The sequence below is a fragment of the Myxococcota bacterium genome, assembly GCA_035498015.1.
GTDB lineage: Bacteria > Myxococcota_A > UBA9160 > SZUA-336 > SZUA-336 > VGRW01.
Genome location: DATKAO010000052.1, coordinates 1 through 25,199 on the forward strand (window position 1 = coordinate 1; position 25,199 = coordinate 25,199).

Genomic DNA, 25,199 nt, shown 5'->3' on the forward strand with positions numbered 1-25,199 from the left:
CCACCTGGGAGTTCGCCGACGACGACGGAGTCGCGCGCATCCAGGTCGGCCAGAAGGTCGACGTCCTCGTCGAGCAGGCCGAGAACGAGGACGGAGTCATCGTCCTCTCCAAGGAGAAGGCCGACCGGCTGCGGGTGTGGGACCACCTGCAGAGCGCCTACGACAACTCCGAGGTCGTCGAGGGAGTCATCAACGGGCGCGTGAAGGGCGGCCTGTCGGTCAACCTGAAGGGCGTCAAAGCCTTCCTGCCCGGGTCGCAGGTCGACCTGCGGCCGGTGCGCAATCTCGACCGCATGATCGGCGAGCCGCACAAGTTCAAGATCATCAAGTTCAACAAGCGCCGCGGGAACATCGTGCTCTCGCGCCGCGCGCTGCTCGAGACCGAGCGCCAGTCACTCCGCCAGAAGACACTCGAGATCCTGAAAGAGGGCCTCGTGGTCGAGGGCATCGTCAAGAACATCACCGACTACGGTGCGTTCATCGACCTGGGCGGGATCGACGGCCTGTTGCACATCACCGACATGTCGTGGGGCCGCATCTCGCATCCCAGCGAGGTGTTCCAGGTCGGCGACCAGGTGCGCGTGCGCGTGCTGAAGTTCGACCCCGAGACCGAGCGCGTGTCGCTGGGCCTCAAGCAGACGCAGCCCGACCCGTGGGTCTCGATCGGCGACCGCTACCCGATCGGCCTGCGCATCCGCGGCAAGGTCGTGTCACTGGCCGACTACGGCGCGTTCGTCGAGCTCGAGCCCGGCATCGAGGGCCTGATCCACATCTCCGAGATGAGCTGGACCAAGCGCGTGAAGCACCCCTCGAAGGTGGTCGCGATCGGCGACGAGGTCGACGTGCTCGTGCTCGAGGTCGACCCGCAGAACCGGAAGATCTCGCTCGGCATGAAGCAGACCGAGCCCAACCCGTGGAGCCTGCTCGAGGAGCGCTATCCGCCCGGCACCAAGGTGCGCGGCGTGGTGCGCAACGTCACGAACTTCGGCGTGTTCGTCGGCATCGAGGATGGCATCGACGGCCTGATCCACGTGTCCGACATCTCGTGGACGCAGAAGATCCGCGACCCCAAGGAGCTGTTCAAGAAGGGCGACGAGCTCGAGGCGGTGGTCCTCAAGGTGGACACCGACAGCGAGAAGTTCTCGCTCGGCCTGAAGCAGCTGCAGCCGAACCCGTGGGACGAAGTCCCGCGCAAGTACCCGGTGGGCTCCAAGATCAAGGGCAAGGTCACGAGCATCGCCGACTTCGGCGTGTTCGTGGAAGTCGAAGAGGGCATCGAGGGCCTGGTCTACGCCTCCGAGGTCGGCCGCAACGTCGAGAACATCTCGGACGTGGTGAAGGTCGGCGACGAGGTCGAGGCCCTGGTGGTGCGCGTCGACGCGGCCGAGCAGAAGATCGCCCTGTCGATGCGCGCGATCCACGAGCGCGAGGAGCGCGCCGCGATCAAGCGCGTCGCCGCCCAGACGGGCACGCAGAAGGCGACTCTCGGCGACCTGTTCTCGTCCGACGCACTCTCCAAGCTGCGGGGCGGTGGCTCCCAGGGCTCGGGCGGCGGCGGGGATTCGTGAACGCAAAACCCTAGTACGGAGACACGCGGGTGGGGGATCTCTCCGGAATGACCAAGAGTGACCTGATCGAGCGGGTCGCGGTCAAGGTGCCGCACATCTCGAAGAAGGACACGGAGACCGTGGTCAACACGATCTTCGACTGCATGACTGAGTCACTGCGCAAGGGCGACCGCATCGAGATACGCGGCTTCGGCAGCTTCCAGGTCAAGGTGCGCGAGGCGCGCGAGGGCCGGAACCCGAAGACGGGCGAGGAAGTGAAGATCCCCGCGAAGCGCACGCCGTTCTTCAAGGTGGGCAAGGAGCTCAAGGAACGGATCGAGGCCAAGCGGAAGCAGGAAGTCGGGGGGGCGGGCGCGCGACCGAGCGCCGGCGCAGTCCCCCGCTCCTAGCTTTGCGAGTCATCCGATGAGCGCCGCCGAGGACGCGCGTCGGCCGCTCTGGGCGCCGTGGCGCATCGAGTACGTCGAGCACGCCCGCGATCCGCGCCACTGCATCTTCTGTGACTCGGAAGAGCAGGTCGAGGACCGCGCGCGGCTGATCCTGCACCGCGGCAAGAGCGCCTTCGTGCTCCTGAACCGCTACCCGTACTCGCCCGGTCACCTGATGGTCGCCCCGTTCGTGCACTCGGGGCGGATCGGCGAGCTGGACCCGGCGACCCAGGCCGAGCTCATGGGCCTGTTGGGGCGCTCGGCACGCATCCTCGAGTCGACCTACAATTGCGACGGGCTGAACGTGGGCGCGAACCTGGGCGCCGCCGCCGGCGCGGGGTTCGCCGAGCATCTGCACTTCCACCTCGTGCCGCGCTGGAGGGGCGACGTGAACTTCATGACCACCGTCGGGGAGATTCGGGTGATTCCGACCCACATCGAGCGCACGTTCGACGAGCTGGCGCCGGCGTTCGCGGAGCTCGCGCGATGAGGAGCTGGCTGTCGGTGACTTTCGGCGTGCTGCTCGCCGCGCTGCTCGTGTACGTGGTGATCAGCAACAACGACATCGTGATCGTGACGCTGCCGCTGGTGAAGTGGCCCACCAAGCTCTGGTCGGCGATGGTCGCCTCCGCGGTGGTCGGCGCGGGGGCGACGCTCCTGCTCACGAGCTGGCCGCTGCTCCGGCTGAAGCTGCAGTCACGCAAGCACACGCGCCGCATCGCGCAGCTCGAGCAAGAGGTGCACGGCCTGCGCACCCTGCCGATCGCGAGCGAAACCGCGGCGGCCCCCTCGAGCGTACAGAAGGTCTAGCTTGCGCGACTGGCTGCGCTGGGGTCGCCCGAGCAAGCCTGCGCCGGAACGCACCGCGACTGCGCAGCTGCGCAGCGCCCTGCACCTGGTGCTGGCGGGTGACTTGCCCGCTGCCGAGGCGCAGCTGGCCGAGGCCGCACGGCTCGATTCATCGTCGTCCGACGTGTATCTCGCCCTGGCCAACCTGTACCGGCTGCGCGGCGACATCGGACGCGCGATCCAGGTGCACCAGAACCTGCTGCTCAGGCCCGACATCTCCGACGAGCTGCGGCGCGAGGCGCTGCTCGGCCTGGCGCTCGATTTCCGCGCCGGCGGGTTTCTCAAGCGCGCGGGCGCGTCGTTCGAGGACCTGCTGCGGCTCGAGCCGGGCAACCTGCAAGCGCTGCGCGCGCTCGAGCGCATCAAGATCGACAGCGGTGACTGGGAGGGCGCGGTGCAGATCCGCAACCAGATCGGCTCGCGCGATCCCGCCACGCCCAAGGTGCTCGCCCATCTGTGGACCGGTCACGGCCGCGGGCGCGCGGCGCGCGGCATCGAGGCCGAGGCGCGGCGCGCCTTCAAGCGCGCCGTCGCGCAGGACCCCGACTGCGCCGAGGCCTACGTGGCGCTCGGCGACCAACGCTTCCGCGAGGGCAGCACCAAGAAGGCGATCGGGCTGTTCCGGCGCGCGCTCGGCCTGCATCCCGCGATCGGCCGGCTCTTGTACCCGCGCCTGTACGAGTCGTACGAGAAGCTCGGCGACATGGCCGGACTCGAGAGACTGCTGCGCGAGCGCATGGACGTGGAGCCCGAAGACGCCGACGCGGCGCTCTGGCTGGCGCGCGCGATCGCGGCGCAGTCACGCGCCGACGAGGCGCTCGCGCACCTGCAGCGGCTGCTCGACCGCGCGCCGGCCCAGCTCGCGCTGCACGCCGAGATCGGGCGGGTGCTGTTGCGCGAGAACCGCGAGCTCGAGGCGCGCAAGGCGTTCGAGGAGCTGCTCGAGCGCCTGCCCACGGAGCCGCGCGCGCTGGCCTGCCGCAGCTGCGGTGCGCAGGACCTGGTGCTGCACTTCCGTTGCCCGCAGTGCGGGGAGTGGGACAGCTTCAGCTGAGCGCGCGCTGGACCGTCTCGACCAGGCTCGCGGCGCTGAACGGCTTCTGCACGAAGCCCGCGATGCCCTGTGACTCGAGCCGGCGCAGCGCGTGGTCCGCGGCGTAGCCGCTGGTGGCGAGCACCGGCACGCCGGGGGCGAGCTCGCGCAGCGCCGCGTAGACCGTCTCGCCGGACTCGTTGGCGAGGGTCAGGTCGAGCAGGACTGCCGAAACGCGGCCGGCGTGCGCGCGGAGTCTCTCGAGCGCCTCGGCGCGGTCCTGGGCCACGAGCACCTCGTAGCCTGCCGCCTCCAGCGCGCGGCGCGCGACCTCGCGCACCCCGCGTTCGTCGTCGATCACCAGGATCGCGCCGCGCCCTGTCGCCGGCGCGGGCGCGCGCGGCGCGCGCTCCGGGGGGGCTGCGGGTGCGCGCTGCGTCGCCGGCAGCACCACCCGCATGCGCGTGCCACGGCCGGGCGCGCTCTCGACCAGCACGGTCCCGTGGTGCGCGCGCACGATGCCGTGCGCCACCGCCAGGCCGAGCCCGCGGCCGGCGCCCTTGGTGGTGAAGAACGGGTCGAAGATCTTCGCCAGCGCCTCTGCGTCGACGCCGCAGCCCGTGTCGGCGACCTCGAGCGTCACGGCGTGGGGAGCGGCGTCCGCGCCGTCCGCAGTGACTCGCAGCGCGACCGTCCCGCCATCGGCGGGCAACGCTTCGCAGGCGTTGGTCAGGAGGTTCATCAGCACCTGCCGGAGCTGCGTGGCGTCGCCTTCCACGCAGGCGGGCGCGGCGGGCGGAAGCCAGTCGATCTTCGCGCGCGCGGGCAGCGAGGCACGCAGCAGCGCGAGCGTGTCGTCGACCAGCCCGCGCAAGTCGAGCGGCTCGAGCTCGATCCGTTCGCGGCCGGCGAAGGCCAGGATCTGGCGCACGAGCCCCGCGGCCCGTTCGCCCGAGCGCTGGATCTCCTCGAGTGACTCGCGCAGGACGGGATCGGAGATCGAGCGCTCCAGCGCGAGCTCGGAGTTGCCCAATATCCCGACCAGCAGGTTGTTGAAGTCGTGGGCCACGCCGCCGGCGAGCAGCCCGAGGCTCTCAAGGCGCTGTGACTCGCGCAGGCGCGCCTCGAGCTCGCCGCGCTCCTCCGCGAGCCGACGCCGCTGGGTGACTTCCGCGACCACACCGACCGCGCTGCCCGAGCGCCCGGCGATGCCGTGGCCGCGCATGAGCAGCCAGCGCGTCTCGCCGCCGGGGCGCGGGCAAAGGCGGAACTCGACGTCGAAGGTCTCACCCTGCTGCGTGCGCTCGAACGCGAACGTGCGCGCGGCCTCCAGGTCGTCGGGGTGGACCAGCGCGAACACGCCCTCGGGCGAGCCCGGCATGGGCTGGCCCTCGGGCAGCCCGAAGATGCGCGCCGCGTTCGGCGACCAGCGCACGGTCGCCCCCGGGGCGTCCCATTCCCAGGTGCACATGTCGGCGCCCTCGAGCGCCAGGCGCAGTCTCTCCTCGCTCTCGGCCAGCGCGCGCTCCGAGGCCTTCTTCTCCGACAGATCAGTGAGCGTGCCGACCCAGCCCGCGAAGCGGCCGTCGGGACGGAACTCGGGCAGCGACTGGTTGAGGATCCAGCGCACCTCTCCGTCGGGCCGCACGATGCGCTGCTCGAGCACCAGCGGCCGGCCCTCCGCGAGCGCCTTGCGCGAGAGGTCGATGATCTTCGCGGCGTCTTCGGGGTGGAGCGGGCCGTTCCCGATCGTGCCCAGCGCCTGCGCCACCGGAACGCCGGTGAGCTCGGCCCAGCGCTCGTTCAGATACACGTGGCGGCCGCGGTGGTCGATGCGGAAGATCCCGACCGGTACCGCGCGCGCGAGGCTCTGGAAACGCTTCTCGCTCTCGCGCAGCGCGTCGACCGCGCGCCGCTCCTCGGTCACGTCGCGCGTGGTCATGACCATGTGCCGGCGGCCCTCGGGCGAGGTGAAGCTCTGGCCATGGGTCTCGAGCCAGCGCCACTCACCGTCGGCGTGGCGGACGCGCTGCACGAGCTCGACCGTGGGGCGCAGCTGACAGTCCTCGAACTGCGCCGCGGCCAGCGGCAGGTCGTCGGGGTGAGTCAGTCGCTCGATGCCGAGCGCCATCTCCCGGGCCCACTGCTGCGGCGTGTAGCCCAGCACGCGCTCGATGCTCGGACTCACCCACACGAGCTTGCCCTCGGCGGTGTACTCACTCACGATGTCCCAGGAGTTCTCGGCCAGCAGCCGGTAGCGCGCCTCGTTCTCGCGCAGCTCGGCCTCGGCGCGCCGGCGCGCGCGCTCGTCGCGGCCGTGCATCAGGATTGCGCGCTGGCCGCGGTACTGGATCGGCGCCAGCCAGACTTCGAGGTCGATCACCTCGCCGTCCTGCGCCACGAAGCGCACCTCGAAGAAGCGCACCGACAGACCCGTGCGGAGCATCTGCTCGATCGCGGCCTGCACGCGCGTCCGGTCGTCGGGGTGGATGAAGCCGTAGATCGAGCGGCCGAGCAGCTCGCGCCGCGTGCCGAGTCCGAGCAGCTTCTGACTCGCGCCGTTCGCGTACACCACCCGGTCGTCGACCGAGATGCCGATCAGGTTGGGCGTGGCTTCGAGGATCGCCTGGAGCCCGGGCAGCGGCGGGACGGCCCGGCCCCGGAGCAGGCGCGCAAGACGGCGGAGCATACGCGGATTCTGCCCCTCTCGAGCCGCAGAGTACCACTGGCTCCGCAGCGATCCGCTGCATTTCGGCGTACGGGGCCGAGTGGAAGCTTCCGCGCGCGTGAGCGAGCCGGTCTCTCGGGTGGCGGGTGCGTGTCTCGTCGGGGCGGCGATCGCCTTCTGGCTCGCCTGGTTCCTGATGCCCCTGCCGGGAACCACCGACACCGCCTTCATCCTGGAACAGGTCGGGGCGAGCCGCGAGCGGGTGTTCGCCTCGGTGGCGGCGCAGCTGGTGTCTTCGGCGCTGTTCGTGCCGGGGCTGCTGGGGCTCTTGGCGGGCAGCGCCCTGCGCGGCTCGCGCGGCGGCTTCGCGGCCGCCTCGCTGGTGGGCATCGGCGCGACGGGACTCGCAGCCGACGCGATCTACCACCTGCTGGCGTTCGAGATGACCGCCCCGGGAGTCACTCGCGAGGTCATGGTGCCGCTGATGGACCGCTTCCAGGGGGCCGACCTGTGGTTCGTGACTCCGCAGCTGCTCGCGCTGCTCGGGGGCACGGGCTGGCTGGCGTGGGCGGCCGCGCGCGCGGGCGTTGCGCCGTGGCGGGCGCCGCGCTGGGTGTGGCTCGCGCTCGCTGCCGTGCTCGCGGGCGCGGTGGCGGTGCGCGCGGCGGGCCTGCCGCGCCGGGTCGTGGCCATGACCGTGCTCGGGCTGTTCTCTCTGGCGCTGGTGGAGCTCGGCGCGGGTCTGTGGCGCGCTAGATCGTGATCTGCATGCCGAGCTCGACGGCGCGCCCGGGCGGGATGCCGAAGTAGCCCGCGGCCGGCTGCGCGGTGTAGTGCAGCGCGGCGAACAGCTTCTTGCGCCAGGTGGCGAGATCGCGCTTGCCGGAGGCGAGCACGGTGACTCGTCCGAGGAAGAAGCTCGCGGTCTCCACGCTGATCGGCACGCCGGTGGCCGCGATCTGGCGCACGATCTCGGAGATGGCGGGTGTCTGCGTGAAGCCGTAGCGCGCGGCCACGCGCACGAAGCCCTCGCCGAGAAACTCGACGCGCACGCGATCGTTGCGCGGCACCACGGGCACGTGCTCGGTGGTGATGGAGAGCAGCACGATGCGCTCGTGCAGCACCTTGGAGTGCTTGAAGTGGTGGCCGAGCGCGAGCGGCAGACCGTCGGGGTAGCCGGACATGAAGACCGCCGTGCCCGCCACGCGCTGCGGCTTCTCGCGTGCCACGTCGGCGATGAAGGCGGTGAGCGGCAGGGTCACGTCGTTCAGGTGGCTATTCAGGAGGTCGGTGCCGCGCTTCCATGTGGTCATGACGATCAGCAAGAGGAGGCCGGTGACGAGCGGGAACGCACCGCCGTGCGGCGTCTTGGGCAGGTTCGCGCCGAAGAGAGACAGGTCGACGGCGAGGAACACGAAGCCCAGCGCCAGCGCCGCGGGCCAGCCGATGCGGCGCGCCGCGACCGGCACGAACAGGAACGTGGTGACCGACATGGTGCCCGTGACTGCGATGCCGTAGGCCGACGCCAGGCCCGACGAGTTGCGGAACTCGAGCACCAGGAAGATGCACGCCAGCATCAGGAACCAGTTCACCGCGGGCACGTAGATCTGGCCTTCCTGCCGGCTCGACGTGTGGATCACGCTCATGCGCGGGAGATACCCGAGCTGGATCGCCTGGGCGGTCATCGAGAACGAGCCCGAGATCACCGCCTGCGAGGCCACGATCGTGGCCAGCGTCGCGACGCCCACCATCGGCAGCACCGACCACGCGGGCAGCATGTCGAAGAAGGGGTTGGTGTCGCCCGGGAAGCCCGTGCGCAGCAGAAACGCGCCCTGTCCGAAGTAGGACACGAGCAGCGCAGGCAGCACCACGGCGTACCACGCGAGCGCGATCGGCCGGCGCCCGAAGTGACCCAGGTCCGCGTACAGCGCCTCGGCGCCGGTCACGCACAGGGCGACCGAGCCCAGCACGAAGAAGCCCGGGCCCTCGCCGCTCGACAAGAGCGCCCAGCCGTGGCGGGGATCGAGCGCGTGGAAGATCTGCGGCTCCTTCAGGATCCAGGGCAGCCCCGCCGCGGCGATCGCGGCGAACCAGATCAGAGAGACCGGCCCGAACCACGAGCCGATGCGGCTCGTGCCACCCCGTTGCAGCAGGAACAGCGCGATCAGGATCACCAGCGCGATCGGCCAGATCAAAGGCGAGGTGCCGGGCACCGCCACGTCGAGGCCCTCGATCGCCGACAGGACCGAGATCGCGGGCGTGATCATGCCGTCGCCGTAGAGCAGGGCGGTGCCGCCGAGCGCGACCAGGAAGGCGATACGCCCGAAGCTGGCCGACTGGAAGTTGCGCTGCACCAGTGCCATCAGCGCCAGCACGCCGCCTTCCCCATGGTTGTCGGCGCGCAGCACGAAGGTCAGATACTTGACCGTCACGGTCAGCGTGATCGCCCAGAAGATCAGCGAGAGCACGCCGAGCACGTGCTCGGGGGAAGCGGACGCGCCGTGCGGGCCCAGGAAGCACTCGCGGACCGCGTACAGGGGCGACGTGCCGATGTCGCCGTAGACCACGCCGATCGCCCCCAGCGCGAGGCGGCGCAGCGCGAGCGACGAAGCTCCCGCGTCCGGCGACACCCCATGCTGCACTACGCGACTCGGATAGCACGCCTTGCTGCACTGCGGCAATGGACCCCGTGCGAGCCGGCGGTTGACCCTCCCCGTGAGGCGCGGTGAGAATCCGCGGGCAGGGAGACGGCACATGGCGGACGCGACTCGACCCCCGGACCTCTTGACCCTTCACGCGAAGCTCCAGCCCGACAAGCTGGCCGTGGTTCACGATCGCCCCGACGGCAAGATCGTGCGCTGGTCCTTCGCGGAGCTCGAGGCCGAGGCCAACCGGCTGGCGAACGGGCTGCTCGCGCTCGGGCTGCGGCCCGGCGAGAAGCTGGTCTGGTGCGGCCAGAACTCGCCCGGCGTGGTGCGCGTGGTGCACGCCGCGCGCAAGCTCGGCGTGGTCGCGGTGCCGCTGAACTACCGGCTCTCACCCGAAGAGGCGCAGTACGTGGTCGACAACTCGGACTCGGTGTTCGTGTATGTCGACGCCGAGTACGCGCCGCTGTTCCAGAAGATCCGCAGCGAGATCCCGAAGGTGCGCGAGATCGTGGTGTACGACGGCGCCGCGCCCGCGGGCATGCGCAACGGCGACGCCCTGGTCGCGGCGGCCAGTGACTCCGAGCCGCAGCTGACTGCAGCCGGGAACGCGGCCCAGACCATGATCTACACCTCGGGCACGACCGGGAAGCCCAAGGGGGCGGTGCGCGGCGCCGCGAACGCGGCGCAGAGCGGCGCGCTGCTCGGCATGATCGGCTACCAGCCGGACGACGTCTATCTCACCACCGGCCCGCTCTATCACTCGGGGCCCGGCGGCTTCATGGGCGTGGCGCATGCGCTCGGCAACACGGTCGTGTTGCAGAAGAAGTTCGACGCCGAGGACTGGCTGCGCCTGGTCGAGAAGTACCGGGTCAGCACCACCTTCTCGGCGCCCACGCCAGTGCGGCTGGTGTGCAACCTGCCTGCCGCCACCAAGGCGAAGTACGACAAGACCAGCATGCGCCGCTTCATCGCCAACGCCGCGCCCTGGTCGTTCGCGCTGAAGCAGATGTATCTGGCCGACTTCCCGGACGACTCACTGTTCGAGATCTACGGCTCGACCGAGCTGGGCGTGAACACCGTGCTGCGGCCCGAGGACCAGCTGCGCAAGCCCGGCTCGTGCGGCAAGCCCGCGCCCATGGTCGAGATCAAGCTGTTCGACGACGACGGCAAGGAAGTGACCCAGCCGCGCGTGCCCGGTGAGCTCGCCGTGCGCAGCGTCGGCGTCTTCGACACCTACCACAAGGCGCAGGAGAAGTTCGACGAGGACCGCCGCGGTGACTTCCACACCGTGGGCGACGTCGCGTATTTCGACGAGGAGGGGTACTACTACATCTGCGACCGCAAGAAGGACATGATCATCTCGGGTGGGGTCAACATCTATCCCGCCGAGATCGAGGCGGTCCTCGACGCCCACCCGCGCGTGCTCGACGTCGCGGTGATCGGCATCCCCAACGAAGAGTGGGGCGAGGCCGTGCACGCGGTGATCGTGAGGCTGCCCGACGTGATGCTCAGCGAGGAGGACATCCTCGTGTACGGCCGCGAGCACCTGGCGGGCTACAAGATCCCGCGCTCCGTCACCTTCGCCGACGAGATCCCGCGCAACGCCTCCGGGAAGATCCTGAAGAAGCTCCTGCGCGAGCCGTTCTGGCAGGGGCGCACGACGCGAGTCTAACGCAGTGGCTTGGGCGGGTGCTTCGGCTCGGTCTTCTTGAACGGGTCACGCACGACGTTCGAGTCACCGTCGACCTGGCACACGATGTCTGCGCCCCCGTTGCCGGGGCCGTCCGCCGAGCCCCAGTAGTTGCCGCGCGCGTCGAGCTCGTGGTGCGACGCGTTGTCGATCCCGCACGGGATGGCGGTCTTCACGCCGTTGCCCATGAGCGTCGACGTCGTGACTCGCCCGTCGCTCGTCCCGTCGAGGTAGACCCCGTACAGGCCGTTGCGGATCGCGACGTCGGACGCGAGCTCGAGCTGCGCCATGTCGGCGTAGAAGCCGCCCATGGCGTTCCCGATGGCCGAGCTGTTCTCGATCTTTGCGCTGCTGTTGACCACGAAGAAGCCGTGCTCTCCGTTGCTCTCGGCGAGGTTCCCCGAGGCCACCAGGCCGTCCGATCCGAGCTCGAAGCCCGAAATCTGGTTGCCGGTCGAGCGATTTCCGGTCACGACGGCGCCGTCGCCGTAGACCTGAAAGCCGGAGCCACCGTTGTCGGTGGCGACGTTCCCGAGGATCCGGGTGTGCTGGGCAAAGGTGACGGAGAGGCCTGCATCGAGGGAGTGACGCAGCGTGAAGCCGTTCTGCGGCCCGCCGATGGTCGTTCCGTCGGCGCCGGTACCGACCTGCAGCACCGCTCCCTCCGATTTGCCGGCATCGATGATGGTCACACCGGCGCCGTCGCGCGAACGCAGAGTGACGCGCCGCTGGATCGGGACCACGCAGAAGCAGCCCCCGATGGGCTGCGCGGGCTCCTCGCCCGGATCGTCGAAGTCACCATCTCCGTTCACGTCGCCGTAGACTCCGGGACCCACTTGGACGGTATCTCCCGGGGCGGCTTCGAAGAGCGCCCAGCTGATCGTGCGGCACGGCGCCGCGGAGCTGCCGCAGCCCGCGAAGTCCGAGCCGTTCACCCCGGTGTTGATGGTCTTGCCCGAAGCCGCGCTCGCAGCGACCAGCAGGGCAAGCGCGAGAACCCCGATCTGCATCTCGCCTCCTTCCGACTCACGAGACGCGCTGGCCGTCGGGAGTGACTCTGCCCGCGATCTGGTCGGGCGTCGGCGCCTGGCCATAGACGCGCTCGTTGGTCATGAGATCGTCGTCGTCGAAGTCGTACACCGCCCAGAGCCGCACCTCGAAGGGAGTGCCGGTCGTGCGCGGCGTGCCGCGCAGCCAGAACTCGATCTGCACGTGGGCGTCGTCCGGGTGAGTCAGCGCGATCAGCTCGTTGCGCTGGTCGGGCACGACCGCGCGGCCCTCGAGCCAGTAGCGCATCACGTCGTCGTGGCCGTCGATCACCCGGCCATCGGGCAGCTCGTAGCGCGCATGACTGAACGTCTTCATGGTCCGGTCCCAGGCCTGGACGTTCTCGCTCTGCATGTGCTCGATCACGAGCGCCTCGCGCGCGGCGCGGCGTTCAGGGGTGAGTGATCGGGACATGCGCGCCACGCTACCGCACGTCCGCGTTCAGCAGCAACGCCGTGCCGGCGAGCACGATGATTCGCATCTCTTCTCCTGCCAACTCAGCGTAGGGGCTTCAGTGAGATCTTCAGCTCGGTCTTCTTGAATGGGGTGACGGAGACACTCGAGCCCAAGCCGTCGGAGCAAGCAGCGTCGCCCGGGTCCGCGCCGGGTCCGAGCGAGGTGCCCCAGTAGTTGCCCGTGGCGTCGATCTGGTGATTCGTCAGGTTCTCCAGGCCGCAGTTCGTCTTGTTCACCAGCGCGTTCCCGACGATCGTGGAGCCGTCGACCCGGCCGTCGGAGCTGGCGTCGTCGTACTCGATTCCGTAGGAGCCGTTTCCGGAAGCGACGACCGAGTGCAGATCCATCAGGGCGTTCGAGGCTTCGAAGCCGTTCACGGCGTTGCCGATCGATGCGCTCTTCTCGATCTCGGCTCCGCCATTGATCACGATGAACCCCGTGTGCGCGTTCTTCTCCGCCGAGTCACCCGAGGCTACGACGTTCGCGGCGTCGAGCTCGAACCCGTCGAAGGTGTTGGCGAGCGCGCGGTTGCCCGTGAGCGTGGCGTTGGCTCCGAAGACGTCGAAGCCGTTCACGTTCTGCTCTGCGAGGTTTCCGATGATGTGCGTGTGGCTAGCTTCCGGCAGGACCTCGGCTCCCGCACTGTGACCACGCCGGAGCGTGAAGCCGTTCTGGGCTCCGCCGAGCGTCGCTCCGGCCGCGCCGCCGATGAGTCGAACGACGATCTCGGCCGTTCCCCCGCCATCGATCGCGGTCATGGCTGCACCGTCGCGAGAGCGGAGCGTGATCCGCTTGTCGACGCGCACGACACACAGGCAGCTTCCTTCGCCGAGCTCTGCCGGCTCTTCGCCGGCGCTCGTGAAGTCACCGTTGCCGTCGATGTCGCCGTAGAGCCCCGGGCCGACCAGCACGGTGTCTCCTGCCGCCGCCTCGGAGATGCCCATCGCGATCGTGCGACATGGGGACGTCGGGCTGCCACAGCCCGCCGAGTCCACGCCGTGCATGCTCACGTTCAGCGTCTTTCCCGAGGCCGCGCCAGCCGCGACCGCCACCAGGACCCCCGCGATCCTCGCGATCCGCATGATACGCAGCATGCTACGCGAACCGGGGCGACGGAATCAGTGAATCCGTTCACAGCCTCAGCGGGACAGCGCTGCGATCACCTCGGGCGGCGCCTGCACGAGCTCGATCAAGACTCCCTCGCCCGAAGCAGGTGACTCCGGGCTGCCCTTCGGGTGGATGAAGCACACGTCGTAGCCGGCGGCGCCCTTGCGGATGCCGCCCGGGGTGAAGCGCATGCCCTGGCTCTCGAGCCAGGTCACAGCTGCGCGCAGGTCGTCGACCCACAGGCCCACGTGATTCAGCGCCGGGTCGTGCACGCGCGGGCGTTTCTCGGGATCGATCGGCTGCATCAGGTCGACCTCGACCGCGAGCGCGCCCGAGCCCGCCTTCGCGATGTCCTCGTCGACATTCTCCGACTCGCTGCGGTAGCTGCCTGCAGGTGTGAGTCCCAGGAGATCGATCCACAGCCTGCGCAGCGCTGCCTTGTCGGTGCCCCCGACGGCGATCTGCTGCAGGCCCAGCACGCGGAATGGACGGCTCTGCGACATGGGCGACATGCTACACGAGCCGCCCGGCGGCTTCGCGCAGGAGCGACTCGGTCTCTTCCCAGCCCAGACACGCGTCGGTGATCGAGACTCCGTATGCGGGCGATCGGCCGGGCGCGAGCTCCTGGCGGCCCTCGCGCAGGTGACTCTCGAGCATGGCGCCGAGCAGCGGCGTTCCGGGCGCGCCGAACTGCTCGAGCACGGCGCGGAACACCGCCGGCTGGCGGCGCGGGTCCTTGCGCGAGTTGCCGTGCGAGCAGTCGACCAGCACCGGCCGCGGCAGGGCGAGCGGCGCGAGTGACTCCGCGGCGCGGGCGACGCCGTCCGGACCGAAGTTCGGGCCGTTCGCGCCGCCGCGCAGCACCAGGTGCGCGTCGGGATTGCCCGGAGTCTCGATGCGCGAGAAGCCGCCGTCGGGCGAGATCCCCAGGTGCCGGTGGCAGCCGCGCGCGGCGACGATGGCGTCGACGGCCGGACCGATCTCGCCCGAAGTGGGGTTCTTGATGCCCACCGGGCAGGGCAGACCGCTGGCCATCTCGCGGTGGATCTGGCTCTCCGAGGTGCGCGCGCCGATGCACGCCCACGCCAGCAGGTCGCCGGTGTAGTGGCGCACGATCGGATCGAGCAGCTCGCTGGCGCAAGGCACGCCCAGCTCGTTCAGCGCGAGCAGTGTCTCGCGCGCGCGCTCGAGCCCGGCCGCCAGGTCGCAGCTGCCGTCGAGCTCCGGATCGTTGATCAGCCCCTTCCAGCCCAGCGCGCTGCGCGGCTTCTCGAAGTAGGTCCGCATGATTAGCGTGAGCGTGCCCCCGAGCTCGTCTCGAAGCCGCGCCAAGCGCCGCGCGTACTCGAGTGCGGACGCCGGCTCGTGGATCGAGCAGGGGCCCACGATCGCCACGAAGCGCGGGTCTTTGCCGTGCAGCGCGTCGCGCAGCGCCCCACGGCCGCGCTCTACGGTGGCGGCCGCGCGCGGGCTGCGCGGCAGGCGCGCGGCCAGGGCAGCCGGCGTGGGCAAGTGACTCGCAATTTCCCGGACCTGGCTCATGGGGCCCTCCAGAACGAAAAAAGCCCCGAGAGGTCTCTCTCGGGGCTCCGCGGTTTCGGCTGTCAGCGTGCGCTAGGCGCTCGTGCCTGCTCCCTCGGCCCCCGTCTTGGGCCAAAAGAAGTAGAAGCCGAAGTAAGCCTGGCGCGAATTCACGGTGGCTGCTTTTACCAGAGGCAGCCATGCCCGTCAATCGGCCCTCACGGTAGACTCGGCCCGTGGAGCCGCGCGCCGACACGCCCATGATGCGCCAGTACCGCGAGCTGAAGCAGCGCGCGGGCGACGCGCTGCTGTTCTTCCGGCTGGGCGACTTCTACGAGCTGTTCGGCGCCGACGCCGAGCGGGCGGCGCCGCTGCTCGACCTGGTGCTCACCACGCGCGACCGCGACTCACCCGACCCGGTGCCGATGTGCGGCGTGCCGTTCCACGCGCTCGAGGGCTACGTGCGGCGCTGTCTCGCGGCGGGTCTGTCGGTGGCGATCGCCGAGCAGGCCGAGAACCCGCAGACCGCCAAGGGGCTCGTGCGGCGCGAGATCAGCGAGGTGGTGACTCCCGGGCTCGTGGCGAACGCCGACCGGCTCGAGGGCGCGGCGGCGAACTACCTGGCCGCGGTGCTCTCGGACGGCGAGCGCTTCGGACTCGCCTATCTCGACCTCTCGACCGGCGAGTTCGCGGCCACCGAGACCGACCGGCGCGAGGTCTTCCTGGCCGAGCTCGACCGCGTGGCGCCGCGCGAGATCGTCGCGCGCGACGCCGAGAAGGAGCTGCCGCCGCACCCGTCCGTGCGGCGCGTGCGCGACGCCGACTTCGACCCGCGCGCGGTGTCCGAGCGCGCCGGGCTCCTGCCGCACGGCCTGGGCGCAGACGAGCGCACGCCCGACGCGCGCGCGGCGGCTGCGCTCGTGGCGGCCGTGGCCGAGCTCCAGCCCGCTTCGCTCGCGCAGCTCGGCGCACTGCGCCGCTACCGCGCCGCCGAGCACCTGCTGCTCGACCGCGCCACGCGCCGGCACCTCGAGCTGTTCCAGAACCTGCGCGACGGCGGGCCCGAGGGGACGCTGTTCGAGACACTCGACGCCACGCGCACGCCGCTGGGCCGGCGCCGGCTCGCCGGCTGGCTGGGTGAGCCCCTGCTCGCGCCCGAGGCGATCGCCGAGCGCCAGGAGCGCGTGGCGCGCTGGCTCGAGCCCGACAGCCGCCGCGAGTCTCTGCGCGATGCGCTGCGCGGCGTGGGTGACCTGGAACGCGCGGCCACGCGCGCGCTGCTGCCGACCGGTGGCCCGCGCGAGCTCGCGGCCCTGCGCGCCTCGCTCCACGGCGTGGCGCGCGTGGCCGGGGTCACTCCGCTCTCCGACCCGCTCGAGGGCCTGCGCGCGGAGCTCGAGCGCGTGCTGGTCGACGAGCCGCCGCCCGCGCCGCGCGGCGAGCCGCACACCGGCTACGTGCGCGACGGCGTCGACCCGGAGCTCGACCGCATCCGCCGCGAGTCCGCCGAGGGTGAGTCGTTCCTGGCCGGGCTCGAGGCGCGCGAGCGCGCGCGCACGGGCATCCCCGCGCTGAAGGTGCGCTACAACCGCGTGTTCGGCTGGTCGATCGAAGTCACCAAGGCGCGGCTCTCGCTCGTGCCCGGCGACTACCGGCGCAAGCAGACCACGGCCGGCGGCGAGCGCTACACGACCGACGAGCTCGAGCGCTGGGAGGGAGTCACCCTGCGCGCGCGCGAGCTGGCGGCCGCCGCCGAGGCGCGCGCGCTCGAGGACCTGCGCGCGCGGCTGCGCGCCCGGAGCGAGCGCCTGCGGCGCACGGCCGGCGAGATCGCCGAGCTCGACACCGCACAATCGCTGGCCCACCTGGCACGCGAGCGCGGCTGGGTCCGGCCCGCGATCGACCGCTCGCTCGTGCTCGAGATCGAGGCCGGCCGCCACCCCGTGGTCGAGCGCTCGACCCGCGACGGCTTCGTGCCCAACGACGTGCACCTGGACGGCGAGGAGGCCCGGTTCGTGATCCTGACCGGCCCCAACATGGCCGGGAAGTCGACCCTCCTGCGCCAGGTGGGGCTGATCGTGCTGCTGGCCCAGGCGGGCTCCTTCGTGCCCGCCCGCGCGGCCCGGATCGGGGTCGCCGACCGGATCTTCACCCGGGTGGGGGCCTCCGACTCCCTGGCCACGGGAGAATCCACCTTCATGGTGGAGATGCGGGAGACGGCCACCATCGTGCGCGAAGGGACGGGGCGAAGCCTGGTGCTGCTGGACGAGATCGGGCGGGGCACCTCGACCTTCGACGGCCTGTCCATCGCCTGGGCGGTCGCGGAATACCTCCACGATACCCCGGGGTTGCGCCCGCGCGTCTGGTTCGCGACCCACTACCATGAGCTGGCGGACCTCGCGCGCACGAAGTCGGGAGTTCGGAACTTCCACTTCACCTGCGCCGAGCAGGACGGGGAGATCCTCTTCCTGAGGCGCATGGAGCCCGGGGCCGCGAGCCGAAGCTACGGAATCGAGGTGGCGCGTGCGGCCGGTCTCCCCCCCAAGGTCATCCGGCGTGCACGCGAGGTGCTGCGGAACCTGGAAGGGGGAGAGTTCGATGAGCGGGGAGTGCCGCGCCTGGCACAGGGCGCCGGGGCCACGGCGGAGCCGGCGCAGCTCGGTCTGTTCGCCCCCGCCCCCGATCCGCTGCGCGAAGCACTGCGCGCGCTCGAGCCCGAGCGCATGACCCCGATCGAGGCGCTGGTGGAGCTCGAGCGCCTGAAGCGCTCGCTGGGGAGCGAGTCGTGAAGCCGGCGGCGCTCGCCTTCGTGCTGCTGTTCGCGCTCGGCTCCGTGGGCGCGGGCGTGCGCCCGCCCGGCCTTTGCGACGTGAAGCAGATCTCGGTCAGCGACGAGCCCGCGCTCACGCGCGTGGTGATCGAGCTGTCGGACAAGGCGCGCTTCGAGACACACGAGATTGCGAATCCGCGCCGGCTCTACATCGACGTCGACGGCACCTGGCTCGAGGGCGCGGTCGCCGCGCCGCAGCCGGGCAGCGTCGGGTCACTGCTGCGCGTGGTGCGCGGCGGCCAGAACACGCTGACGCGCTCGCGCATCGTGCTCGAGCTCACGCGCGGTGGCGTCGCTGCCAAGGTCTACGCGCTCGAAGCGCCGTTCCGGATCGTGGCCGAGCTGCCCAAGGCGGCGCCCAAGCCGGACGTGGCCGCCGCGCCCAAGTCATTGGCCCCGGCGGCCAAGACCGTGACTGCCGCCGAGGCGGCGGCACAGAAGGACTGGGACGAACGCGCGGTGCGCCGCGTGGTGATCGACGCCGGCCACGGCGGCAAGGACCCGGGCGCGCTCGGCGACGAGGGGCTGCACGAGGCGCGGATCACGCTCGCGATCGCGCGCGAGCTCGGCCAGGTGCTCGAGTCGCGCGGCTTCGAAGTCATCCTGACCCGCGACCGCGACGTGTTCCTGCCGCTGGGCGAGCGCACCGACATCGCGAATCACAAAGACGCCGACCTGTTCCTGTCGGTGCACGCGAACGCGGCCAAGAACAAGAAGCTCGCGGGCGTGGAGACGTATCTCCTCGACACGCGCTACGACAAGCAGACCGCGCGCGTCGCCGCGCGCGAGAACGGCACCAGCGTGAAGGAGCTGTCCGACCTGCACATGCTGCTCGCGTCGCTCAAGCTCGGGAACAACGAGCGCTACGCGGCGCGCTACGCGAACCTGGTGCAGAGCTCGCTGATCCGCCGGCTGCGCAAGAGCTACACCGAGACGATCGACCTGGGCGTGAAGCGCGGGCCGTTCCTGGTGCTGTTCCAGGCCGACATGCCGGCCATCCTGGTCGAAGTCGGCTTCGTCTCCAACGCGGCCGAGGGCCGCCGCCTGGCCTCGCGTGACTTCGCGCACGCCGCCGCCGAGGGCATCGCGGACGGCGTGTCTGCGTACCGCGAGCAGCAGGAGCGCCGGATCCTCGCGAGGCGCTAGTGCAGCCGGTCTGCGAGGACTTCTTCAATTCGACGGACCGCGGCCGGCCGGGACCGTCGTCGGCGCACCTGAATCCCTCGGTGCGCGCGTATCTCGACGCCGTGCGCGCGCACTTGCTCGGCATGCACGACGCGGGCGCGCCCGCGCGGCGCGTGAACGAGGAGCACGCGGAGCTGATCGACCGCCTGGTGCGCAAGCTCTTCCGGCTGGCGGAGGACCGCTACTTCGAGAACTTCCCGCGGCTCAACTTCCGCTTCGCGGTGGTCGCGGTAGGGGGCTACGGCCGGCGCGAGCTCTCGCTCGGCTCCGACGTCGACCTCCTGTTCCTGTACCGGGGCAAGGAGAACCCCTACGTCGAGACCATCACCGAGACGATCGCGACCCGGCTGTGGGACGCGCGCGTGGTGGTCGGCGCCGCGACGCGCACGGTGTCGGAGTGTCTGCGGGTCGGCAAGGAGGACCTCTCGACCCTCACCTCGTATCTCGACGCGCGCTTCCTGGTGGGCGACCCGGCGCTGTTCGCCGAGCTCGACCGCGAGGTGCGGGCCTATCTGAAGGAGAACGCCGAAGGCTTCATCGAGGCCAAGCTGGCCGAGCAGGCCAAGCGCCACGAGGCCTTCGGCGAGTCACTCTATCTGCTGCAGCCCAACCTGAAGGAGAGCGTGGGCGGGCTGCGCGACTACCACACCGCCATGTGGATCGCGCGCGCGGCGATCTGGGAGGTGCGGCGGCCCGAGCACCTGCGCGTGCAGGGCTTCGTCGACGGCGACGAGGAGCGCGAGCTCCTGGCGGCGCTCGAGTTTCTGTGGCGCATGCGCAACCAGCTCCACCGCAAGGGCCGCAAGGACGACCGGCTGCACTACGAGGCGCAGGCGCAGCTCGCGGGCTATCTCGGCTTCGCCGAGGAGGACCCGCTGCACGGCGTCGAGGCGCTGATGCGCAGCTACTACCTGCACGCGCGCGCGATCCAGCGCGCCTCCAGGCGCGCGATCGATCACGCGCGCCAGCTCGCGATCCAACGGCGCGAGGCGACGCGCGACGCGTCGCACCCCGTGGCCGAGGGCTTCGCGATCTCGAACGGCCGGCTCGAGATACCAGCCGCGTCGCTCTTGCAGGAGCGCCCGATGCGGCTGCTCACGGCCTTCGCAGTGGCGCAGCACCACGACGTCGAGGTCTCACCCCGCGCGCAGCGGCTGATCCGGCAGCACCTGCACCTGATCGACGAGGGCTTCCGCGCCGACCCCGAGGCGAGCGCCTTCTTCCGTCAGATCCTGGCCGCGCCGATGCGCGTCTACCGCACGCTGCAGACCATGGACGAGGTCGGGCTGCTCGGCGCCTACATCCCGGAGTTCGCGCACCTGGTGGGCATGTGGCAGCAGGACATGTACCACACGTACACCGTCGACATTCACTCGCTGTTCCTGGTGGAGCAGCTGCGCCGCATCCAGCGCGGGAGATACAAGAACGAGCTCGCGCTCGCGACCGAGCTGATGCGCGAGGTGCGCAGCCCGGTGCTGTTGTATCTGGGCTGCATCCTGCACGACATCGGCAAGGGCCGCGGCGGAGGTCACTCCGGCAAAGGCGCGGCCATGATTCCCGTGCTGGCGAAACGCCTGGGTCTCACGGCCGACGAGACGGCGATCGTCGAGTTCCTGGTGCTCCACCACCTGACCATGAGCGCCCTGGCCGAGCAGCGCGACGTGCACGACCCGCGGCTGATCCTGCGGCTCGCCAAGCTGTGCGGCTCGCGGCTGTTTCTGCGGCTCCTGTATCTCGTGACCGTGGCCGACATCCGCAGCGTGTCGCCGGTGGCGTGGACCTCGTGGAAGGCGGGGCTGCTCGAGCGGCTGTACCGCAACACCGCGGAGTGGCTCGAGGCCGGCCAGGAGACCGAGAGCGCCGAGCAGTTCCTGCTCGAGCGCGCCATGAGTCAGGCCAGCGCCACCTCGGCGCGCGCGGTCGAGATGCTCGCCCAGGACGGGATCGAGAAGGCCGACGCGGAGGCGTTGCTCGACCAGATGCCGCGCCGCTACCTGCTCGAGAACGCGCCGGAGGAGGTGGCGGCGCACCTGCGCACCGCGTTCGCGTTCCTGGCCGACCGCCCGCCCGCGCGCGTCCAGCCGTTCCGGCCCACGCTGCAGAATCCGCGCTCGTGGGGGCTGGTGGTGGTGGCGCCCGACCGGCCGGGTCTGTTCGCCACGATCGCGGGCGTGCTGTCGAGCTGCGGTCACAACATCCTCGCCGCCTCGGCTTACACCACGCGCGACGGGCTCGCGCTCGACGTGTTCGACGTGGACCCGATCGCGGGCGGCACCGAGGAGCACGAGCTCGAGCGCGCGCGCATCGAGAAGCGGCTCTCGGCCGTGCTGTCGGGTGAGTCGGAGATTCCCGCGCCGCAGCGCCCGAGCCTGCCGCGCGTGCTGCGCGTGCAGGCGCCGAGCGCGCGCGTGGACAACGACGACTCGGACTTCTACTCGATCATCGACGTCGAGGCGCTGGACCGGCCAGGGCTGCTGTACGACATCTCTCGCGCGCTGTTCGAGCAAGGTCTCTCACTCGTGGTGGTGCGCGCCTCGACGCGCGCCAGCCGCGCGACCGACGCCTTCTACGTGACCACCGTCGACGGTCACAAGCTGGTCGAGCCGGACCTCCTGCGCCGGGTCGAGGAATCCGTGCTGCGCGCGATCGGGCAGGGCGGCGAGTGACCCTGGGCCCGGCGATCGATGCGTTCCTCACGCATCTCGCCGTCGAGCGCGGTCTCTCGCCGGCCACCGTCGAAGCGTACGGGCGCGACCTGGCCCGGCTCGCCGAAGGCGTGGGCGAGCTGGCGGTGGCGCGGCTCGACGCGCGCGCGCTGCGCGCCCACATCGACGCGCTCGAGCGGCGCGGCCTGGCGGCCTCGACGCGCGCGCGCTCGCTCTCGGCCTGCGCGCAGCTCCTGGCCTGGCTGCGCGCGGAGAAGCTGCTCGAGAGCGATCCGCTCGCCGACCTGTCGCGGCCCAAGCGCGGGCGGCGCGTGCCCAAGGTGCTGTCGGCCGAGGAGGTCACAGCGCTGGTGCACGCGCCCGACGAGAGCGACGTGGGCATCCGCGACCGCGCGCTGCTCGAGCTGCTCTATGCCGCCGGCCTGCGCGTCTCGGAGCTCACGTCCCTGCGGCTGGCCGACCTGCGCATCGCCTCCCGCGCCTGCACGGTAGAGGGCAAGGGCCGGCGCGAGCGGCTGGCGCTGTTCGGCGAGCCGGCCGCGCGCGCGCTCGAGCGCTATCTGGCCGAGGTGCGGCCGCGCTGGCTGCGGCGGGGCGAGGCGCCCGAGGTGTTCGTGAGCGCGCGCGGGAAGCGACTCACGCGGCAGGCCGTCTGGTACCGGATCCGCGCCTACGGCCGGGCCCTGGGCATCGCGCACAAGCTCACTCCGCACGTGCTGCGACACTCGTTTGCGACGCACCTGCTCGAGGGCGGCGCCGACCTGCGCATCGTGCAGGAGATGCTCGGCCATGCCGACATCGGCACGACCGAGATCTACACCCACGTGAGTCGTGCGCGGCTGCACGAGCTCGTGAATCGCCGCCACCCGCGCGGCGACGCGCGCCGCGCTGGCCGCACGCGGGGCGATGGGTTAGGTTCGCGCTCGTCGTAGGGGGAACGACCTGACCGCCGAGAGCTCACCGGAAACGCCTTCGGCTGCGTCGCCAGCGATGGACCGCGAGGCCACCGCCGTCGGCCGGTTCTCGTGCGCCGTGAAGCTGCCCGCGTTCGAAGGCCCGCTCGACCTCTTGCTGCACCTGATCCGCGCGAACGAGGTCGACATCGCCGACATCCCGATCGCGCTGATCAGCGAGCAGTATCTCGCCTATCTCGAGCTGATGCGCATGCTCGATCTCGACGTGGCGGCCGACTATCTTTTGATGGCGGCCACGCTCGCGCACATCAAGTCGCGGCTGCTCCTGCCGCCCGACCCCGATCTCCTGGCCGACGACGGGCTCGGGGATCCGCGCGCCGAGCTCGCGCGCCGCCTCGCCGAGTACGCGCGCTACAAGGACGCCGCGGTGGAGCTGGCGCGCCGGCCACTGCTCGGCCGCGACGTATTCAGCGGCGCCGCCGACACGAGTGACCTGCCCGAGAAGGAGGGCGTGCTCACGGTCAGCCTGTTCGGCCTGCTCGAGGCCATGCAGAGCGTGCTCGCGCGCATTCCCGCGGAGCAGGCGCGGCACACGGTCGCGCGCGCGCGACTCACGCTGCAGGAGTGCATGGTCCAGATCATGGACGCGCTGCGCGAGGCGGACCCGTCGAGCGTCCGCTTCGAGGACCTGTTGCTCGGGCCCGAGCCGACGCGCGAGCGCGTGGTGCTCGCGTTCCTGTCGATCCTCGAGCTGGCGAAGATCCAGGCGCTCCTGATCTTCCAGAACGCCGAGGAGTCGGGCCGGCCCACGGGGCCGATCCGCGTGCGGCTGGCCGTGGCGCTCGACGACGCGGCGATAGAGGAAGCGGGCGCGCGCGCCGACGCCGAGCTCGAGGCGCGCAGCAGCGACCAGGAAGGGGAGACCGATGGCGGAGTCTGAGCTGGACCGCAGCGCGCTCGAGGCGCTGATCTTCTCGTCGGAGGGCCCGCTCGGGCTGGCCGCGCTGAAGCGGGCGTTCCCGCGCGTGACTCCGGGCCAGATCAGCGCCGCCGTGGCGCAGATCAACGCGGACCTCGCGGCCACCGGCCGCCCGTACGAGATCGCCGAGATCGCCGCGGGCTGGCAGTTCCGCACGCGCCCGGCCTTCGCCGAGGTGATTCTCTCCGCCACCCCCGACCGCAAGCTCCGGCTCTCGCGGCCGGCGCTCGAGACACTCGCCTTGATCGCCTACCGCCAGCCACTCACCCGCGCCGAGATCGAGGATCTGCGCAGCGTCGACTGCGGCGCGGTGGTGAAGAGCCTGCTCGAGCGCGACCTGGTGCGCATCGTCGGTCGTCGCGATGCGCCGGGCCGTCCGGCGCTGTACGGCACGAGCGCGACCTTCCTCGAGACCTTCGGTCTGCGCGCGCTCTCCGACCTGCCGGCGCTGCGCGAGATCGAGGCGATCGTCGCAGCGCCGTCCGAGGAGCTGCCCGCCGACGAGAGCGCGCTCGAGCCCGGTGAGAGCGGCTCGTCTGAGCAGCCCGACGCGCTTCCCGACGAGGAGGAGTCACTCGCCGACGACGCTGCCGGCGAGCTGCTCCTGCACTAGCGCGCAGCCCCCGCGCAGGCCCCGCACCCAACCCTGCGCCTCGGCGCAGCGCCCGCTGGTTTTATCAACCTTTGCCGAGACTTGCGCTGGATTCTTCGAGTAGAATCCGAGCGTGACCCCACGCTTGATCACCCGCTCGCTCGCAGTCTCCCTGGCTGCCGCCGCTGCGCTCGCCGCCAGCGCGCGCGCCGACACGTCACTGTCCGGTGTATGCCCGGACGGCAGCTTCTTCGTGGTCCAGAGCCGCGAGTCGGTGCCGTGCGCGAACCCGCACTTCGCCGATCCCTCCGAGCTGCCGCCGGTCCGGCCGTATCTCCTGCCGCGCCCGTACACCTGGTACGTCGACCAGGAGGCGCGCAGCGCGAACAACCCCTACAACCTGCTCGAGACCGCGCAGAAGATCCGCGCGGCGCGCGCCGGGATCGCAGGCGCGGCGCAGGCGCCCGATGGCAGCGCGAACGCCCCCCAGGCCGCCTCCGGGCCCGCGCACAACCCCGCACCCGCTGAAGCTCAGTCCAACCGCGCTCCCGCGGCGGCCCCGCTCGTGTCACTCGCCGACGACGACCTGCGCGACCTGGTGCGGCTGATCGCCCTGCGCCAGGAGGCCGCGCCCGCCACGCTCGACCTCGAGGACGTGCACGGCAAGCGCACGCTGAAGATCGAGATCGCCTACTCGGCGGCCTTCGAGGCTTACGCGCTCCAGACACTCTCCCACGAGCCGGCCGCGAGCCACGTGATCGTGTGGAGCGCGCAGGCGCAGCGCGACGTGGACTTCCGCGCGAACTTCTTCGTGGTCCAGAACGGCCGCACCTACCGGCCCGACCCGCAGACCCCGGCCGAGGCCGGCTTCCTGCTGGGCGCCCCCGGCACCCTGCCCACGGGCGAGATGGCCGTCGGCTATCTCGTGGTGCCCGCGAGCTTCGACCCCAGGGCCCCGCTCGAGGTGTTCTGGAACGACCGCAGCGTGGAAGCCACGCTCGCCGCGCCTGCGCCCTGA

At 71.0% G+C, this 25,199-nt stretch carries 21 protein-coding genes; 14 read left to right on the top strand and 7 right to left on the bottom strand.

The window, feature by feature from the left end; translation table 11 throughout:
• From VMR86_04275 to VMR86_04295, 5 genes are all read left to right on the top strand, one after another.
• Positions 1 to 1,568 (top strand): 30S ribosomal protein S1 (locus VMR86_04275; GenBank protein HTO06253.1); only part of this gene is annotated, 1,568 nt, incomplete at its 5' end.
• A 47-nt stretch (positions 1,569 to 1,615) separates the two neighbouring features.
• Positions 1,616 to 1,957: an integration host factor subunit beta gene (locus VMR86_04280; GenBank protein ID HTO06254.1), complete on the top strand. Its 342-nt coding sequence runs from the start codon at positions 1,616 to 1,618 to the stop codon at positions 1,955 to 1,957.
• A 16-nt stretch (positions 1,958 to 1,973) separates the two neighbouring features.
• A complete protein-coding gene (locus VMR86_04285) occupies positions 1,974 to 2,486 on the top strand; it encodes an HIT domain-containing protein (protein ID HTO06255.1) in 513 nt (170 codons plus the stop codon).
• Positions 2,483 to 2,806 (top strand): LapA family protein, encoded by a 324-nt coding sequence (locus VMR86_04290; protein ID HTO06256.1) that lies wholly within the window; start codon positions 2,483 to 2,485, stop codon positions 2,804 to 2,806. Before VMR86_04285 ends, VMR86_04290 begins: the two co-directional genes overlap by 4 nt.
• Position 2,807: 1 nt before the next feature.
• Complete coding sequence (locus tag VMR86_04295) at positions 2,808 to 3,899, top strand: tetratricopeptide repeat protein (protein HTO06257.1); 1,092 nt, start codon at positions 2,808 to 2,810, stop codon at positions 3,897 to 3,899.
• Here VMR86_04295 and VMR86_04300 read toward each other — a convergent pair.
• Positions 3,892 to 6,567: a PAS domain S-box protein gene (locus tag VMR86_04300; GenBank protein HTO06258.1), complete on the bottom strand. Its 2,676-nt coding sequence runs from the start codon at positions 6,565 to 6,567 to the stop codon at positions 3,892 to 3,894. The two genes, VMR86_04295 and VMR86_04300, sit on opposite strands and share 8 nt — an antisense overlap.
• Positions 6,568 to 6,664: 97 nt before the next feature.
• Here VMR86_04300 and VMR86_04305 point away from each other — a divergent pair, with 97 nt between their 5' ends.
• The gene (locus tag VMR86_04305) at positions 6,665 to 7,309 is read left to right on the top strand and encodes a hypothetical protein (GenBank protein ID HTO06259.1); all 645 of its coding nucleotides are present in this window, start codon (positions 6,665 to 6,667) and stop codon (positions 7,307 to 7,309) included.
• Here VMR86_04305 and VMR86_04310 read toward each other — a convergent pair.
• The gene (locus tag VMR86_04310; protein ID HTO06260.1) at positions 7,299 to 9,188 is read right to left on the bottom strand and encodes a potassium transporter Kup; all 1,890 of its coding nucleotides are present in this window, start codon (positions 9,186 to 9,188) and stop codon (positions 7,299 to 7,301) included. The genes VMR86_04305 and VMR86_04310 overlap by 11 nt on opposite strands.
• A gap of 112 nt (positions 9,189 to 9,300) precedes the next feature.
• Between VMR86_04310 and VMR86_04315 the strand changes: the two genes are divergently transcribed.
• Positions 9,301 to 10,866: an AMP-binding protein gene (locus VMR86_04315; protein ID HTO06261.1), complete on the top strand. Its 1,566-nt coding sequence runs from the start codon at positions 9,301 to 9,303 to the stop codon at positions 10,864 to 10,866.
• On the opposite strand, the gene VMR86_04320 is transcribed toward VMR86_04315, so the two are convergent.
• From VMR86_04320 to VMR86_04340, 5 genes are all read right to left on the bottom strand, one after another.
• Complete coding sequence (locus VMR86_04320; protein HTO06262.1) at positions 10,863 to 11,894, bottom strand: right-handed parallel beta-helix repeat-containing protein; 1,032 nt, start codon at positions 11,892 to 11,894, stop codon at positions 10,863 to 10,865. The two genes, VMR86_04315 and VMR86_04320, sit on opposite strands and share 4 nt — an antisense overlap.
• Positions 11,895 to 11,910: 16 nt before the next feature.
• Complete coding sequence (locus VMR86_04325; protein HTO06263.1) at positions 11,911 to 12,345, bottom strand: nuclear transport factor 2 family protein; 435 nt, start codon at positions 12,343 to 12,345, stop codon at positions 11,911 to 11,913.
• Positions 12,346 to 12,428: 83 nt separating this feature from the next.
• Entirely contained in the window at positions 12,429 to 13,469 is a 1,041-nt protein-coding gene (locus tag VMR86_04330) for a hypothetical protein (GenBank protein ID HTO06264.1), read from the bottom strand.
• Positions 13,470 to 13,526: 57 nt separating this feature from the next.
• Positions 13,527 to 13,997 carry a VOC family protein gene (locus VMR86_04335; GenBank protein ID HTO06265.1) on the bottom strand — a complete coding sequence of 157 codons (471 nt, stop codon included), beginning with the start codon at positions 13,995 to 13,997 and terminating at the stop codon, positions 13,527 to 13,529.
• A gap of 10 nt (positions 13,998 to 14,007) precedes the next feature.
• Complete coding sequence (locus VMR86_04340; protein HTO06266.1) at positions 14,008 to 15,036, bottom strand: 3-deoxy-7-phosphoheptulonate synthase; 1,029 nt, start codon at positions 15,034 to 15,036, stop codon at positions 14,008 to 14,010.
• Between the two features lie 215 nt (positions 15,037 to 15,251).
• Between VMR86_04340 and mutS the strand changes: the two genes are divergently transcribed.
• The 7 genes from mutS (at position 15,252) to VMR86_04375 (ending at position 25,199) form a co-directional block, all read left to right on the top strand.
• Positions 15,252 to 17,804, top strand: a complete 2,553-nt coding sequence (gene mutS / locus VMR86_04345) for a DNA mismatch repair protein MutS (protein ID HTO06267.1) — start codon at positions 15,252 to 15,254, stop codon at positions 17,802 to 17,804.
• Positions 17,801 to 18,991, top strand: a complete 1,191-nt coding sequence (locus VMR86_04350) for an N-acetylmuramoyl-L-alanine amidase (GenBank protein HTO06268.1) — start codon at positions 17,801 to 17,803, stop codon at positions 18,989 to 18,991. The genes mutS and VMR86_04350 overlap by 4 nt, the downstream gene beginning before the upstream one ends.
• A complete protein-coding gene (gene glnD, locus VMR86_04355; GenBank protein HTO06269.1) occupies positions 18,991 to 21,696 on the top strand; it encodes a [protein-PII] uridylyltransferase in 2,706 nt (901 codons plus the stop codon). The genes VMR86_04350 and glnD overlap by 1 nt, the downstream gene beginning before the upstream one ends.
• A complete protein-coding gene (locus tag VMR86_04360; protein ID HTO06270.1) occupies positions 21,693 to 22,628 on the top strand; it encodes a tyrosine recombinase in 936 nt (311 codons plus the stop codon). Before glnD ends, VMR86_04360 begins: the two co-directional genes overlap by 4 nt.
• Positions 22,629 to 22,686: 58 nt before the next feature.
• Complete coding sequence (locus VMR86_04365) at positions 22,687 to 23,550, top strand: segregation/condensation protein A (GenBank protein HTO06271.1); 864 nt, start codon at positions 22,687 to 22,689, stop codon at positions 23,548 to 23,550.
• The gene (gene scpB, locus VMR86_04370) at positions 23,537 to 24,202 is read left to right on the top strand and encodes an SMC-Scp complex subunit ScpB (protein HTO06272.1); all 666 of its coding nucleotides are present in this window, start codon (positions 23,537 to 23,539) and stop codon (positions 24,200 to 24,202) included. Before VMR86_04365 ends, scpB begins: the two co-directional genes overlap by 14 nt.
• A 112-nt stretch (positions 24,203 to 24,314) precedes the next feature.
• A complete protein-coding gene (locus VMR86_04375; GenBank protein HTO06273.1) occupies positions 24,315 to 25,199 on the top strand; it encodes a hypothetical protein in 885 nt (294 codons plus the stop codon).